Raw genomic sequence first — 15,897 nt, 5'->3', positions numbered from 1 at the left:
CATGGGGATTCATCGTGTTTATTGGATTTGACTACGGTACGGCAAACTGCTCGGTTGCGATTATGCAAAACGGGCAGCCACGGCTCCTGAAAATGGAAAAAGAGAGCACGCTGCTGCCGTCTATGCTCTGCGCACCGACGCGTGAAGCGGTGAGCGAATGGCTGTTTCGTCACCATCAGGTTCCGGCCACGGCGACGGAGACCCAGGCGCTGCTGCGCCGGGCGGTCAGCTTTAACCGCGAGGAAGACATCGACGTTACGCCGTCCAGCGTGCAGTTCGGTCTCTCTTCGCTCGGGCATTACATTGAAGACCCGGAAGAGGTCTACTTCGTTAAGTCACCAAAATCCTTCCTCGGTGCCAGCGGCCTGAAGCCGCAGCAGGTCGCGCTGTTCGAAGACCTGGTGTGCGCGATGATGCTGCATATTCGTCATCAGGCGCAGACGCAGGTCTCCGATGCGATTACCCAGGCGGTGATTGGCCGTCCGATCAACTTCCAGGGGCTGGGCGGCGACGAGGCCAACCAGCAGGCGCAGGGGATCCTTGAGCGTGCGGCGCACCGCGCGGGCTTCCGCGACGTGGTGTTCCAGTATGAGCCGGTTGCCGCGGGGCTGGACTTTGAAGCCACGCTGACGGAAGAGACGCGCGTATTAGTCGTGGACATCGGCGGGGGCACGACGGACTGCTCGCTGCTGCTGATGGGCCCGCAGTGGCATAACCGTCGCGATCGTGAAAACAGCCTGCTCGGGCACAGCGGCTGCCGCGTAGGCGGTAACGATCTTGATATCGCGCTGGCATTCAAGAGCCTGATGCCGCTGCTCGGCATGGGGGGTCAGACGGAAAAAGGCATTGCTCTGCCGATCCTGCCGTGGTGGAACGCGATTGCCATCAACGATGTGCCTGCGCAAAGTGATTTTTACAGCACCGCCAACGGCCGCTTCCTGAACGATCTGGTGCGTGATGCGCAGGACGGTGAAAAAGTCGCCCTGCTCTATAAAGTGTGGCGCCAGCGTCTGAGCTACCGCGTGGTGCGTACCGCGGAAGAGAGCAAAATCGCCCTGTCCGACCGCGCTGAGCATGCGGTCTCCCTGCCGTTTATCAGCGACGAACTGGCCACCGCCATTTCGCAGGACGGGCTGGAGGCGGCGCTCGCGCAGCCGCTGCAGCGCATTCTGGAACAGGTGCAGCTGGCGCTGGAGAACGGCAAAGAGAAGCCGGACGTTATCTACCTGACCGGAGGTAGCGCCCGTTCGCCGCTGATTAAAAAAGCGCTGGCGGAACAGCTGCCGGGTATTCCGATTGCGGGTGGAGATGACTTTGGCTCCGTTACCGCAGGGCTGGCGCGCTGGGCGCAGGTGATGTTTAGCTAGCGTTGTTGCGGTGCGGTCTGGTGCCCTCACCCCGGCCCTCTCCCACAGGGAGAGGGAGAAAACACCCAAAACGGCAACGGATGTTGCCGTTTTGCGTTTACCTCCATTCAGACCATTCCTGACAGTCTTCCATATTTCCTCCATTTTTCCGCTGTGTTAGCTGACTAAACTAGTATCATTCCCCGAAGTCTTCAGGATGAGAACGTATAACGATGAAAGGCAGTAACAAATCCCGCTGGGCAATCGCCGCTGGCATCATTGTGGTGGTCCTTGCCGCCGCCTGGTACTGGCACAGTCAATCCGCGAATTCCGCCGCACCCGCTGGTGCCACCAGCCAGGCACAGCGCCCGGCAGGCGGAGGGCGCCACGGCATGCGCGGTGGCGCGCTGGCGCCGGTCCAGGCGGCGACGGCGGTGAATAAAGCCGTTCCTCGCTATCTCACAGGTCTCGGGACCATTACCGCCGCCAACACCGCCACGGTGCGTAGCCGCGTCGACGGCCAGCTGATGGCTATTCACTTCCAGGAAGGACAGCAGGTTAAAGCGGGCGATCTGCTGGCCGAAATCGACCCGAGCCAGTTTAAGGTCGCCCTCGCCCAGGCGCAGGGGCAGCTCGCGAAAGACAACGCGACCCTCGCCAACGCCCGTCGCGATCTGGCCCGCTACCAGCAACTGGTGAAAACCAACCTCGTGTCTCGTCAGGAGCTGGATACCCAGCAGTCGCTGGTCAGCGAAACGCAGGGCACCATCAAAGCCGACGAAGCCGCGGTGGCCAGCGCCCAGCTGCAGCTGGACTGGAGCCGCATCACCGCGCCGATTGACGGACGCGTGGGCCTGAAACAGGTCGATATCGGCAACCAAATCTCCAGCGGCGACACCACGGGCATCGTGGTGATCACCCAGACCCACCCGATTGATTTAGTCTTTACCCTGCCGGAAAGCGACATTGCGACGGTAGTGCAGGCGCAAAAAGCCGGAAAGGGGCTGGTGGTGGAAGCCTGGGACCGCACCAACAAGCAGAAATTAAGTGAAGGGTCTCTGCTCAGTCTGGATAACCAGATCGACACCACCACCGGCACCATCAAGCTGAAGGCGCGCTTTAATAACCAGGACGATGCCCTCTTCCCGAACCAGTTCGTCAATGCGCGGATGCTGGTCGCCACCGAAGAGAACGCGGTGGTGATCCCAACGGCTGCGCTGCAGATGGGTAACGAAGGCAACTTCGTCTGGGTGCTGAACAGCGACAATAAGGTCAGCAAGCACCTGGTGAAAACCGGTATTCAGGACAGCCAGACGGTGGTCATCAGCGCAGGCCTTTCCGCAGGCGACCGCGTGGTTACCGACGGCATTGACCGTCTGACCGAAGGGGCCAAGGTGGAAGTGGTTGAACCTGCGAAACAGGGAGAGAAATCCTGATGCAGGTTATGCCCCCAGGCTCTACAGGCGGGCCATCACGCCTGTTTATCCTCCGTCCAGTCGCCACCACGCTGCTGATGGTGGCGATCCTGCTCGCCGGGATTATCGGCTATCGCTTCCTGCCCGTATCGGCGCTGCCGGAAGTGGATTACCCCACCATTCAGGTGGTGACGCTGTATCCAGGCGCCAGCCCGGACGTGGTGACGTCCGCCATTACCGCCCCGCTGGAGCGCCAGTTCGGCCAGATGTCGGGGCTAAAACAGATGTCCTCCCAGAGTTCAGGCGGGGCGTCCGTCGTGACGCTGCAGTTCCAGCTGACGCTGTCGCTGGACGTCGCCGAGCAGGAGGTACAGGCCGCTATCAACGCCGCCACCAACCTGCTGCCGTCGGACCTGCCTAACCCGCCGGTCTACAGCAAGGTGAACCCGGCGGATCCGCCGATCATGACGCTTGCCGTCACCTCCTCCGCCATGCCGATGACCCAGGTCGAGGATATGGTCGAAACGCGCGTGGCGCAGAAAATTTCACAGGTCTCCGGCGTTGGCCTCGTCACCCTGGCGGGCGGCCAGCGCCCGGCAGTGCGCGTCAAGCTGAACGCGCAGGCCATCGCCGCGCTGGGGCTCACCAGCGAAACCATCCGCAGCGCCATCAGCAACGCCAACGTCAACTCTGCGAAGGGCTCGCTGGACGGCCCAACCCGCGCCGTGACGCTTTCGGCGAACGACCAGATGCAGTCCGCCGACGAATATCGTCAGCTGATTATCGCCTACCAGAACGGTGCGCCGGTTCGTCTGGGAGACATCGCCACTGTAGAACAAGGTGCCGAAAACAGCTGGCTCGGCGCCTGGGCCAACAAACAGCAGGCGATCGTGATGAACGTGCAGCGCCAGCCGGGGGCGAACATTATCGAAACCGCCAACAGCATCCGCATCATGCTGCCGCAGCTGATCGAAAGCCTGCCGAAATCGGTCAGCGTGAAGGTGCTTTCCGACCGCACCACCAACATTCGTGCGTCGGTCACCGACACCCAGTTTGAGCTGATGCTGGCGATTGCGCTGGTGGTGATGATCATCTATCTGTTCCTGCGCAACGTTCCGGCAACCATTATTCCCGCCGTCGCCGTGCCGCTCTCGCTGGTCGGCACCTTTGCGGTGATGGTGTTCCTCGATTTTTCGATCAACAACCTGACGCTGATGGCGCTCACCATCGCCACCGGGTTCGTCGTGGATGACGCTATCGTGGTCATCGAGAACATCTCGCGCTATATCGAGAAAGGCGAAAAACCGCTGGCCGCCGCGCTGAAAGGCGCGGGCGAAATCGGCTTTACCATTATCTCGCTGACCTTCTCGCTGATTGCGGTGCTGATCCCACTGCTATTTATGGGCGATATCGTCGGGCGGCTGTTCCGCGAATTTGCCGTGACGCTGGCGCTCGCCATTCTGATCTCCGCCGTGGTGTCGCTGACCCTGACGCCGATGATGTGCGCCCGCATGCTAAGCCACGAGTCGCTGCGCAAGCAAAACCGCTTCTCGCGCGCCTCCGAACGCATGTTTGAGCGGATTATTGCCGCCTACGGTCGCGTGCTGGCGAAAGTCCTCAACCACCCGTGGGCGACGCTCGGCGTGGCGCTCGGCACGCTGGCGCTCAGCGTGATGCTGTGGATTTTTATCCCGAAAGGCTTCTTCCCGATCCAGGACAACGGCATTATTCAGGGCACGCTTCAGGCCCCGCAGTCGGTCTCCTTCGCCAATATGGCGCAGCGCCAGCAGCAGGTGTCTGAGATTGTTATGAAAGATCCGGCGGTCGAGAGCCTGACCTCCTACGTGGGCGTCGACGGTACTAACCCGTCGCTCAACAGCGCGCGTCTGCAGATCAACCTTAAGCCGCTGGATGAGCGCGACGATCGCGTCAACGCCGTCATTGAGCGGCTACAAAACGCCGTGGCCCGCGTGCCGGGCGTTGAGCTGTACCTGCAGCCGATTCAGGATTTGACCATCGATACCCAGGTCAGCCGCACGCAGTACCAGTTCACGCTGCAGGCCACCACGCTGGATGCCCTCAGCACCTGGGTACCGCAGCTGGTGAACAAGCTTAACACCCTGCCGCAGCTCTCCGACGTCAGCAGCGACTGGCAGGACAAAGGGCTGGCGGCGTACGTGAACGTCAACCGCGATACCGCCAGCCGCCTCGGTATTACCATGGCGGACGTGGACAACGCCCTGTATAACGCCTTCGGTCAGCGCCTGATTTCAACCATCTACACCCAGGCCAACCAGTATCGCGTGGTGCTGGAGCACGACACGGAAAACACGCCCGGCCTGTCGGGGCTGGACTCGGTGCGCCTGACCAGCAAAGACGGCGGCATTGTGCCGCTGAGCGCTATCGCCACGGTGGAAGAGCGCTATACCCCGCTGTCGATCAACCATCTGGATCAGTTCCCGTCCACCACCATTTCCTTCAACGTGCCGGACAATTATTCTCTTGGCGAAGCGGTGGAGGCCATTCAGGCGGCTGAAAAAGAGCTCAGCTTCCCGTCCGACATTCAGACCCAGTTCCAGGGCAGCACCCTGGCGTTCCAGGCTGCGCTGGGCAACACCATCTGGCTGATCGTCGCGGCAGTTGTGGCGATGTACATCGTGCTCGGCGTGCTGTACGAAAGCTTTATCCACCCGATCACCATCCTCTCTACCCTGCCGACGGCGGGCGTGGGGGCGCTGCTGGCATTAATGCTGGCGGGCAGCGAGCTGGACGTGATTGCCATAATCGGCATCATCCTGCTTATCGGGATCGTGAAGAAAAACGCCATCATGATGATCGACTTTGCCCTGGCCGCCGAGCGCGAGCAGGGCATGTCGCCGCGCGATGCGATTTTCCAGGCCTGCCTGCTGCGTTTTCGTCCGATCCTGATGACCACGCTGGCCGCCCTGCTGGGTGCGCTGCCGCTGATGCTGAGCACCGGCGTCGGCGCGGAGCTGCGTCGTCCGCTGGGTATCGGCATGGTCGGCGGTCTGCTGGTGAGCCAGGTGCTGACGCTGTTCACCACGCCGGTGATCTACCTGCTGTTTGACCGCCTGGCGCTGTGGACCAAAAGCCGCTTCCCGAAACGTGAAGAGGAGGCATAAGTGAAGTTTTTCGCCCTCTTCATTTATCGCCCGGTGGCGACGATCTTAATCTCGCTCGCCATTACCCTCTGCGGCGTGCTGGGCTTCCGGCTGCTGCCGGTGGCGCCCCTGCCGCAGGTGGATTTCCCGGTGATCATGGTCAGCGCCTCGCTGCCGGGCGCCTCGCCGGAAACCATGGCCTCGTCCGTTGCCACGCCGCTGGAGCGCTCGCTCGGGCGGATTGCGGGGATCAACGAGATGACCTCCAGCAGCTCGCTGGGCAGCACGCGCATTATTCTGGAGTTCAGCTTCGACCGGGATATCAACGGTGCGGCGCGCGACGTGCAGGCGGCCATCAACGCCGCACAAAGCCTGCTGCCGAGCGGGATGCCGAGCCGCCCAACATACCGCAAGGCCAACCCGTCCGACGCGCCGATCATGATCCTGACGCTGACCTCGGATACGTACTCGCAGGGGCAGCTTTACGACTTTGCGTCTACCCAGCTGGCGCAGACAATCTCACAAATTAACGGCGTCGGTGACGTGAGCGTCGGCGGGAGCTCCCTGCCCGCCGTGCGCGTGGGGTTAAACCCGCAGGCGCTATTCAACCAGGGCGTGTCGCTGGACGACGTGCGCTCCGCCATCAGCAACGCCAACGTGCGTAAACCGCAGGGGGCGATTGAGGACAACAGCCACCGCTGGCAGATCCACACTAACGACGAGCTGAAAACCGCCGCGGAATACCAGCCGCTCATCATCCACTATAACAACGGCGCCGCGGTGCGCTTAAGCGACGTGGCCAGCGTCACCGACTCGGTGCAGGACGTGCGCAACGCCGGGATGACCAACGCCAAGCCGGCGATTCTGCTGATGATCCGCAAGCTGCCGGAAGCGAACATTATCGAGACAGTGAACAGCATTCGCGCCCGTCTTCCGGACCTGCAGCAGACCATCCCGGCAGCAATCGATCTGCAAATTGCCCAGGATCGCTCCCCGACCATTCGCGCCTCGCTGGAAGAGGTGGAGCAAACGCTGGTGATCTCCGTCGCGCTGGTGATCCTGGTGGTCTTCCTGTTCCTGCGATCCGGCCGCGCGACGCTGATCCCGGCGGTGGCCGTGCCGGTATCGCTGATCGGTACCTTTGCCGCCATGTACCTGTGCGGCTTTAGCCTTAACAACCTGTCGCTGATGGCCCTGACGATTGCGACGGGCTTCGTGGTGGATGACGCCATCGTGGTGCTGGAGAACATTTCCCGCCATCTGGAAGCGGGCGTGAAGCCGCTGCAGGCTGCCCTGCAGGGCACGCGCGAGGTGGGCTTTACGGTGCTCTCCATGAGCCTGTCTCTGGTGGCGGTATTCCTGCCGCTGCTGCTGATGGGCGGGCTGCCGGGCCGGCTGCTGCGCGAGTTTGCCGTCACCCTCTCCGTCGCCATCGGCATTTCGCTGGTTATCTCCTTAACGCTGACGCCAATGATGTGCGGCTGGATGCTCAAGCGCAGCAAACCGCACTCGCAGCCGCGCCGCAAAGGCTTTGGACGTTTCCTGATGGCGATGCAGGAAGGCTACGGCAAATCGCTGAAGTGGGTGCTGAACCATACGCGGCTGGTTGGCCTGGTGCTGATCGGCACCATCGTGCTCAACGTCTGGATGTACATCACCATCCCGAAAACCTTCTTCCCGGAGCAGGACACCGGCGTGCTGATGGGCGGGATTCAGGCGGACCAGAGCATTTCGTTCCAGGCCATGCGCGGCAAGCTGCAGGACTTTATGAAGATCATTCGTGAAGACAAAGCCGTGGATAACGTGACCGGCTTTACCGGCGGGTCACGCGTTAACAGCGGGATGATGTTTATTACCCTGAAACCGCGCGGCGAGCGCAACGAAACCGCCCAGCAGGTGATTGACCGCCTGCGGGTGAAGCTCGCCAAAGAGCCGGGGGCCAACCTGTTTTTGATGGCCGTTCAGGATATCCGCGTCGGCGGCCGTCAGGCGAACGCCAGCTATCAGTACACGTTGCTCTCGGACGATTTAGCCGCCCTGCGCGAGTGGGAGCCGAAGATCCGCAAGGCGCTGGCCGCCCTGCCGGAGCTGGCGGACGTCAACTCCGATCAGCAGGACAACGGCGCCGAGATGGCCCTGACCTACGACCGTGAAACCATGTCGCGGCTGGGCATCAACGTTGAAGCCGCCAACAGCCTGCTGAACAACGCCTTCGGCCAGCGCGAGATCTCCACCATCTACCAGCCGATGAACCAGTACAAGGTTGTGATGGAAGTTGACCCTCGCTATACCCAGGACATCAGCGCCCTGGACAAGATGTTTGTGATTAACAACGACGGCAAGGCGATTCCGCTCTCCTATTTCGCCAGCTGGCAGCCTGCCAACGCGCCGCTGTCGGTGAACCATCAGGGGCTGTCGGCGGCGTCGACCATCTCGTTTAACCTGCCAGTTGGCTCATCACTTTCGGAGGCCAGCGACGCAATCAACCGCGCGATGACCCAGCTTGGCGTGCCGTCCACCGTGCGCGGCAGCTTTGCCGGGACCGCGCAGGTGTTCCAGGAGACGATGAACTCGCAGGTGATTTTGATTCTGGCCGCCATCGCAACGGTCTATATTGTGCTTGGCGTCCTGTATGAGAGCTATGTGCACCCGCTGACCATCCTCTCGACGCTGCCGTCGGCGGGCGTGGGGGCACTGCTGGCGCTGGAGCTGTTCGGCGCGCCGTTCAGCCTTATCGCGCTCATCGGGATCATGCTATTAATCGGCATCGTGAAGAAAAATGCCATCATGATGGTGGACTTCGCGCTGGATGCCCAGCGCAACGGCAACCTCTCGCCGGAAGAGGCGATCTTCCAGGCCTGCCTGCTGCGCTTTCGTCCGATTATGATGACCACCCTGGCGGCGCTGTTTGGCGCGCTGCCGCTGGTGATCTCGGGCGGCGACGGCTCAGAGCTGCGCCAGCCGCTGGGGATCACCATTGTCGGCGGCCTGGTCATGAGCCAGCTGCTGACGCTGTACACCACGCCGGTGGTCTATCTGTTCTTCGACCGCCTGCGGCTACGCTTTTCGCGTAAAAACAGAACCACGGTGACCGAGTAAATGACCGATCTCCCCGCTAACGTTCGCTGGCAGTTATGGATAGTCGCCTTCGGCTTTTTTATGCAGTCGCTGGATACGACCATCGTCAACACCGCCCTCCCCTCCATGGCGAAAAGCCTGGGGGAGAGCCCGCTGCATATGCACATGGTGATTGTCTCCTACGTGCTGACGGTTGCCGTGATGCTGCCCGCCAGCGGCTGGCTGGCCGATAAGGTCGGCGTGCGGAATATCTTCTTTACCGCCATCGTGCTGTTTACCACCGGCTCGCTGTTTTGCGCCCAGGCCAATACCCTAGACCAGCTGGTGATGGCGCGCGTGCTGCAGGGCATCGGCGGGGCGATGATGGTGCCCGTCGGGCGGCTAACGGTGATGAAGATTGTGCCGCGTGAGCAGTACATGGCCGCGATGACCTTTGTCACCCTGCCCGGTCAGGTGGGGCCGCTGCTGGGCCCGGCGCTCGGCGGCATTCTGGTGGAGTACGCCTCCTGGCACTGGATCTTCTTAATCAATCTTCCTGTTGGCATCATCGGCGCCATCGCCACCCTGACGCTGATGCCGAACTACAAAATGCAGACGCGGCGCTTTGATTTCTTTGGCTTTATCCTGCTGGCGGCGGGCATGGCCACGCTTACCCTGGCGCTGGACGGGCAAAAAGGTCTGGGCATTTCGCCCCTGACGCTCGGGCTCCTGATCGCGCTCGGCGTTACCGCTATACTCTGGTACCTGTGGCATGCCAGAGGTAACGATAAAGCGCTGTTCAGCCTGAACTTGTTTAAAAACCCTACCTATCGCCTTGGCCTGTTCGGCAGCTTCGCCGGGCGCGTCGGCAGCGGCATGCTGCCGTTTATGACGCCCGTTTTCCTGCAAATCGGGATGGGATTTTCGCCGTTCCACGCGGGCCTGATGATGATCCCGATGGTGCTCGGCAGCATGGGAATGAAGCGCATCGTGGTACAGGTGGTGAACCGCTTTGGCTACCGTCACGTGCTGGTAACCGCCACGCTGGGGCTGGCGCTGGTCAGCCTGCTGTTTATGTCCGTGGCGCTGATGGGCTGGTACTACGTCCTGCCGCTGGTGCTGTTCTGCCAGGGGATCGTCAACTCCATGCGCTTCTCGTCGATGAATACCCTGACGCTGAAGGATCTGCCGGACGATCTGGCGAGCAGCGGCAACAGCCTGCTGTCGATGATCATGCAGCTCTCCATGAGCGTGGGCGTGACTATCGCGGGGTTACTGCTCGGCATGTACGGCCAGCACCATCTCAGCGTCGACACGCCGGTGGCGCATCAGGTCTTTTTGTATACCTACCTCAGCATGGCGGTCATCATCGCCCTGCCCGCTTTCATCTTCGCCCGCGTGCCGGATGATACCAGCAAGAACGTCGTCATCAGGCGCGGCAAAAGGAGTGGTTCATGAAATTCTGGCGTCCGGGCATTACCGGCAAGCTCTTTGTGGCGATATTTGCCACCTGTATCGTCCTGCTGATCACCATGCACTGGGCGGTGCGGGTCAGCTTCGAGCGCGGCTTTATTGATTACATTAAGCATGGCAATGAGCAGCGTTTGCAGGGCTTAAGCGATGCGCTGAGCGAACAGTACGCCCAGCACGGCAACTGGCGTTTTCTGCGCAATAACGACCGCTTTATTTTCCAGATCCTGCGCTCGCTGGAGCACGATACCGGTGACGATCGTCCAGGCCCGGGCATGCCGCCGCACGGCTGGCGCACCCAGTTCTGGGTAATCGACCAGGATATGCGCCCCCTGGTTGGGCCGCGTGCGCCGATACCGCCGGACGGCACCCGTCGTGCGATTAAAGTCAACAATGCGACAGTCGGCTGGGTTATCGCCTCTCCGGTGGAGCGCCTGACGCGCAACACCGACATCAACTTTGACCGCCAGCAGCGTCGGACAAGCTGGCTGATTGTCGCCCTCTCCACCCTGCTCGCCGCGCTCGCCACCTTCCCGCTGGCGCGCGGCCTGCTCGCCCCGGTGAAACGCCTGGTGGAAGGCACGCACAAGCTCGCCGCCGGGGATTTCACCACCCGAGTCGATACCCGAAGCCAGGACGAACTGGGCAAGCTGGCGCAGGACTTTAACCAGCTCGCCAGCACGCTTGAGAAAAACCAGCAGATGCGCCGCGACTTTATGGCCGATATTTCACACGAGCTGCGTACGCCGCTGGCGGTGCTGCGCGGCGAGCTGGAGGCCATTCAGGACGGTGTGCGCCAGTTTACGCCCGAATCGGTGGCCTCTCTGCAGGCAGAGGTGGGCACGCTCACCAAGCTGGTGGACGATCTCCACCAGCTCTCCATGTCCGACGAAGGCGCGCTGGCCTACCAGAAAGCGCCGGTGGATGTGATTAACATTCTGGAAGTGATCAGCGGCGCCTTCCGCGAGCGGTTTGCCAGCCGCGACCTGAAGATTGACCTCTCCCTGCCGGACAGCGCGGTGGTGTTTGGCGACAAGGACCGGCTGATGCAGCTGTTCAACAATCTGCTGGAAAACAGCCTGCGCTACACCGACAGCGGCGGCGGGCTGCATATCTCCGGCAGGCAGGAAAACGGGCGTTTTGCCCTCACCTTCGCCGATTCCGCCCCGGGCGTGCAGGACGCGCAGCTGGAAAAACTGTTTGAACGTTTCTACCGTACCGAAGGTTCCCGCAACCGCGCCAGCGGCGGTTCGGGTCTGGGGCTGGCGATTTGCGTTAACATCGTCGAGGCGCATAATGGCACGATCCGCGCCGCCCATTCGCCTTTTGGCGGGGTTAGCATTACAGTAGAGTTACCTCTGGAACGGGATTTATCGAGAGAAGTATGACCGAGTTACCGATTGACGAAAACACGCCGCGCATTTTGATCGTCGAAGACGAACCCAAGCTGGGACAGCTGCTGATCGACTATTTACGCGCGGCCAGCTACGCCCCGTCGCTGATCGGCCACGGCGACCAGGTGCTGCCGTACGTGCGCCAGACCCCGCCGGATCTGATCCTTCTGGATTTAATGCTGCCGGGCGTTGACGGACTGACCCTGTGCCGGGAAATTCGTCGCTTCTCCGACGTGCCGATCGTCATGGTCACCGCCAAAATTGAAGAGATTGACCGCCTGCTGGGGCTCGAAATCGGCGCGGACGACTACATCTGCAAGCCCTACAGCCCGCGCGAGGTGGTCGCCCGCGTAAAAACCATTCTGCGCCGCTGCAGGCCGCAGCGCGAGCTTCAGGTGCTGGACGCCGAAAGCCCGCTGATTGTTGACGAAAGCCGCTTCCAGGCGAGCTGGCGCAGCAAGCTGCTGGACCTGACGCCTGCGGAGTTCCGCCTGCTGAAAACCCTCTCCCACGAGCCGGGCAAAGTCTTCTCCCGCGAACAGCTGCTGAACCACCTGTATGACGATTACCGCGTGGTGACCGACCGCACCATCGACAGCCATATCAAAAACCTGCGCCGCAAGCTGGAGGCGCTGGACGCCGAGCAGTCTTTTATCCGCGCGGTGTATGGCGTGGGGTATCGCTGGGAAGCGGATGCGTGCAGGATTGCGTGACCTTTCGACGAAGAAACCCGCCCTAAGGCGGGTTTTTCTTTTCTGGAATCAATTCAGGAATCAACCATACTCTTTTTACCGGTTCGCTTACTGATAACTGGTGCCTCTCATTTTACTTTCGATCAAGGAGTTCCTATGTCTGGTTGGTTCGAATTAAGTAAAAGCAGTGATGGTCAGTTCAGGTTTGTGCTGAAGGCTGGAAACGGAGAGATCGTTCTGACCAGCGAGCTTTACACCAGCAAAAGTGCCGCCGAAAACGGTATTGCCTCCGTACGCACGAACAGCCCCCTGGACGAGCGCTATGAGAAGAAAACGGCCTCTAACGGTAAGTTCCATTTCAATCTAAAGGCGGGCAACCATCAGGTGATTGGCAGCAGCCAGCTTTATGCAACGGAACAATCGTGTGATAAGGGTATCGCCTCGGTCAAAACTAACGGGTCTACCCAGACGGTAAAAGACAACACCTGACAGCACGACGCGCGCCGGGAGAGCGGTGACGCGACCCGGCGCTTTACCTCCCCGCCCCGCAGCGCTACAATGCCCGCCCTTAAAGTGGGGGATCTCCCCTTACCGCTGCACCTGGTGCCGCGGATCTGACCTGTCATCAGAACGAGAACAAACATGTTTAAACCGGAACTCCTTTCCCCGGCGGGAACGCTGCAAAATATGCGTTACGCTTTCGCCTATGGTGCCGATGCTGTCTACGCGGGCCAGCCTCGCTATTCGCTGCGCGTACGTAACAACGAATTCAACCACGAGAACCTGCAGCTCGGCATCAACGAAGCGCATGCCCTGGGCAAGAAATTCTACGTGGTGGTCAACATCGCGCCGCACAACGCCAAGCTGAAAACGTTCATTCGCGACCTGAAGCCGGTGGTGGATATGGGGCCGGACGCGCTGATCATGTCGGACCCGGGCTTAATCATGCTGGTTCGGGAGAATTTCCCGGAGATGGATATTCACCTCTCCGTACAGGCTAACGCCGTCAACTGGGCGACGGTGAAGTTCTGGAAGCAGATGGGGCTGACCCGCGTCATTCTGTCTCGCGAATTGTCCCTTGAAGAGATCGAAGAGATCCGCACCCAGGTGCCGGATATGGAAATCGAAATCTTCGTTCACGGCGCGCTGTGCATGGCCTACTCTGGCCGCTGCCTGCTCTCCGGCTATATCAACAAGCGCGACCCGAACCAGGGCACCTGCACCAACGCCTGCCGCTGGGAATACAACGTCCAGGAAGGCAAAGAAGATGACGTCGGCAACATCGTTCACAAGCACGAGCCGATCCCGGTGACTAACGTCGAGCCAACGCTGGGCGTCGGCGCGCCAACCGACAGCGTGTTTATGATTGAAGAAGCCAAACGTCCGGGCGAGTACATGACAGCCTTTGAAGACGAGCACGGCACCTACATCATGAACTCGAAAGATCTGCGCGCCATCGCCCACGTCGAGCGTCTGACCCAGATGGGCGTGCACTCCCTGAAGATTGAAGGCCGCACCAAATCCTATTACTACTGCGCGCGTACCGCGCAGGTATACCGCAAAGCCATCGACGATGCGGCCGCCGGTAAACCGTTCGATACCAGCCTGCTGGAAACTCTGGAAGGCCTGGCGCATCGCGGCTATACCGAAGGCTTCCTGCGCCGTCATACCCACGACGACTACCAGAACTACGAGCACGGCTACTCCGTTTCCGAGCGCCAGCAGTTTGTCGGTGACTTCACCGGCGAGCGCAAAGGCGCGCTGGCGGCCGTCGCGGTAAAAAACAAGTTTACCAAAGGCGACAGCCTGGAGCTGATGACCCCGCAGGGCAACATGAACTTCACGCTGGAACATCTGGAAAACGGTAAAGGTGAAATGATTGAGGTGGCACCGGGTGACGGCCATACCGTCTGGCTGCCGGTTCCGGAAGAGGTGGAGCTGAAGTTCGCCCTGCTGATGCGTAACTTCAACGGTGAAAGCACCCGAAACCCACACGGCAAATAGTCAATCAGGGAAATTTTTTCGCGCTGGGATAATTCTTAGAATCGGATCACATACCGCTTCGTTCAATACGGGTATTATCCCTCCGCTGAAAAACATAACCCATAAATGCTAGCTGTACCAGGAACCACCTCCTTAGCCTGCGTAATCTCCCTTACGCGGGCTTATTTTTTGTACAATTCAGTCCACTTAGTCAGAATGAAATTGCACCGCCCCACCAAATGAAGGGTGTTGATTCGCAGCAGCGTCTGCTGGAATATCTTTTACGAAAATCGGGCGGGTATAAGATATCCATCACAATTTTCATTGGTTCTGGCAGGATGGCGTGTTATTCGGATCATTCCTAACTCCCCTCCATTACATGCCCTTTACTCTTTATTTCTCAGCGTTATACGATTTCACATGGACGGAGAGACAACATGACGTTTCCTGGTCAGATTTCAAAGGATATTCCGGATTACGAACTCGCCCGCAGTCTGGGTCTAGCCTCCGGGGGCGATATTGATTTCACCGCCCTTGCCAATCAGCTGGACTGTAGCCGTAACTTTAGCCAGGTTGGGATCATCTACTCAGACGGTGCGCGTCAGTGGTTAGTGAGACCCTCAAGACGGATTGCGACGCCAAACGAAAGCTCGGTGAGTCATGTCGTCATCACTAAAGTAAACGCCTCATCAAGTAATCCTCTCCAGCAACGACGACGACGATTCAGTCACCTTCATTAGCGACTGAAATAGGTTCTACGGCGATTTCTTGCGGAGCTGCCATTCTCACTGTCGTACTTGCTGCAGGTGCAGGTATGGCCATTCCTCTCACCGCAGGTTCTTCCGGCGCTGTTGCCGCTGTGATTGTCGCTGGTGGTGTAGCAACAGGAATTCAGTGTGCAAACGGGCTTGGCCGCTTGTCACTTATTGCCATGAATCATAATGACTATGTTGTGTGGATGGATTCCCAGGAGTGGTATACCGCAACCAATACTGCTCTTGATGCGATTTCACTTGCCGGGGCTGCTGCGGGTCTAAAAAGCGCTGTATTAACCTACCGCCTACTTAATCGCTCAACGTCTGAAAGTTTACTCTCGTTATTACAAAAAATGAGCCGGGCAGACCGCACGCGGTTAACTGAGGAAATCATTCGTATCCGAAATCCCGGGATCTCTAATTCAGGGGTTAAAGCAGCGATGAAAGCTGGCGTTTACCCTAAACGTTACCCCTCGGAAGCGCTGCAGCTGCTCTTACAGCGAGAGCTGTTGAATGCTATTTCAAACTCCTCAGCATTTGTTGGCAGTGCTGTCTCGGGTACAATCCGTAATCCTCAGAATATTACACAATCTGGTAAATACGTTTTTGGTTTGATTCAGTCTTTTTCGTTTACAGGAAGTTATTGACCCGGACATGATAAAT

At 59.7% G+C, this 15,897-nt stretch carries 9 protein-coding genes and 1 pseudogene; all 10 read left to right on the top strand.

Annotation, left to right across the window (positions count from 1 at the left end; translation table 11 throughout):
* Positions 1-14 precede the first annotated feature (14 nt).
* The 10 genes and pseudogenes from yegD (at position 15) to ACDO57_RS02120 (ending at position 15,881) form a co-directional block, all read left to right on the top strand.
* Positions 15-1,367, top strand: a complete 1,353-nt coding sequence (yegD, locus tag ACDO57_RS02165) for a molecular chaperone (protein WP_061714789.1) — start codon at positions 15-17, stop codon at positions 1,365-1,367.
* A gap of 212 nt (positions 1,368-1,579) precedes the next feature.
* Positions 1,580-2,782, top strand: coding sequence for an MdtA/MuxA family multidrug efflux RND transporter periplasmic adaptor subunit (locus ACDO57_RS02160; RefSeq protein ID WP_370883467.1), 1,203 nt, complete (start codon positions 1,580-1,582; stop codon positions 2,780-2,782).
* Entirely contained in the window at positions 2,782-5,904 is a 3,123-nt protein-coding gene (locus ACDO57_RS02155) for an MdtB/MuxB family multidrug efflux RND transporter permease subunit (protein ID WP_370883466.1), read from the top strand. The genes ACDO57_RS02160 and ACDO57_RS02155 overlap by 1 nt, the downstream gene beginning before the upstream one ends.
* Positions 5,905-8,982: a multidrug efflux RND transporter permease subunit MdtC gene (gene mdtC / locus ACDO57_RS02150; RefSeq protein WP_090419599.1), complete on the top strand. Its 3,078-nt coding sequence runs from the start codon at positions 5,905-5,907 to the stop codon at positions 8,980-8,982.
* Positions 8,983-10,398 (top strand): MFS transporter, encoded by a 1,416-nt coding sequence (locus ACDO57_RS02145; protein WP_061714786.1) that lies wholly within the window; start codon positions 8,983-8,985, stop codon positions 10,396-10,398.
* Positions 10,395-11,798: a two-component system sensor histidine kinase BaeS gene (baeS, locus tag ACDO57_RS02140; RefSeq protein WP_048991164.1), complete on the top strand. Its 1,404-nt coding sequence runs from the start codon at positions 10,395-10,397 to the stop codon at positions 11,796-11,798. The genes ACDO57_RS02145 and baeS overlap by 4 nt, the downstream gene beginning before the upstream one ends.
* Positions 11,795-12,517 carry a two-component system response regulator BaeR gene (baeR, locus tag ACDO57_RS02135; RefSeq protein WP_044597928.1) on the top strand — a complete coding sequence of 241 codons (723 nt, stop codon included), beginning with the start codon at positions 11,795-11,797 and terminating at the stop codon, positions 12,515-12,517. The genes baeS and baeR overlap by 4 nt, the downstream gene beginning before the upstream one ends.
* 135 nt (positions 12,518-12,652) lie before the next feature.
* A complete protein-coding gene (locus ACDO57_RS02130) occupies positions 12,653-12,985 on the top strand; it encodes a YegP family protein (protein ID WP_267215062.1) in 333 nt (110 codons plus the stop codon).
* Positions 12,986-13,138: 153 nt separating this feature from the next.
* The gene (yegQ, locus tag ACDO57_RS02125; RefSeq protein ID WP_370883465.1) at positions 13,139-14,500 is read left to right on the top strand and encodes a tRNA 5-hydroxyuridine modification protein YegQ; all 1,362 of its coding nucleotides are present in this window, start codon (positions 13,139-13,141) and stop codon (positions 14,498-14,500) included.
* Between the two features lie 416 nt (positions 14,501-14,916).
* Positions 14,917-15,881, top strand: a pseudogene (locus tag ACDO57_RS02120) (hypothetical protein).
* The last annotated feature ends 16 nt before the right edge of the window (positions 15,882-15,897 follow it).

The organism is Enterobacter cloacae complex sp. 2015409, from assembly GCF_041365315.1.
Taxonomy (GTDB): domain Bacteria; phylum Pseudomonadota; class Gammaproteobacteria; order Enterobacterales; family Enterobacteriaceae; genus Enterobacter; species Enterobacter pseudoroggenkampii.
This window is presented reverse-complemented; position numbering and strand designations above follow the sequence as displayed.

Bases quoted from the DNA above. Each gene is read 5' to 3' on its own strand.
- ACDO57_RS02160 (WP_370883467.1), top strand. From the start codon at position 1,580: ATGAAAGGCAGTAACAAATCCCGCTGGGCAATCGCCGCTGGCATCATT.
- ACDO57_RS02155 (WP_370883466.1), top strand. From the start codon at position 2,782: ATGCAGGTTATGCCCCCAGGCTCTACAGGCGGGCCATCACGCCTGTTT.
- ACDO57_RS02145 (WP_061714786.1), top strand. From the start codon at position 8,983: ATGACCGATCTCCCCGCTAACGTTCGCTGGCAGTTATGGATAGTCGCC.
- baeS (WP_048991164.1), top strand. From the start codon at position 10,395: ATGAAATTCTGGCGTCCGGGCATTACCGGCAAGCTCTTTGTGGCGATA.
- baeR (WP_044597928.1), top strand. From the start codon at position 11,795: ATGACCGAGTTACCGATTGACGAAAACACGCCGCGCATTTTGATCGTC.
- ACDO57_RS02130 (WP_267215062.1), top strand. From the start codon at position 12,653: ATGTCTGGTTGGTTCGAATTAAGTAAAAGCAGTGATGGTCAGTTCAGG.
- yegQ (WP_370883465.1), top strand. From the start codon at position 13,139: ATGTTTAAACCGGAACTCCTTTCCCCGGCGGGAACGCTGCAAAATATG.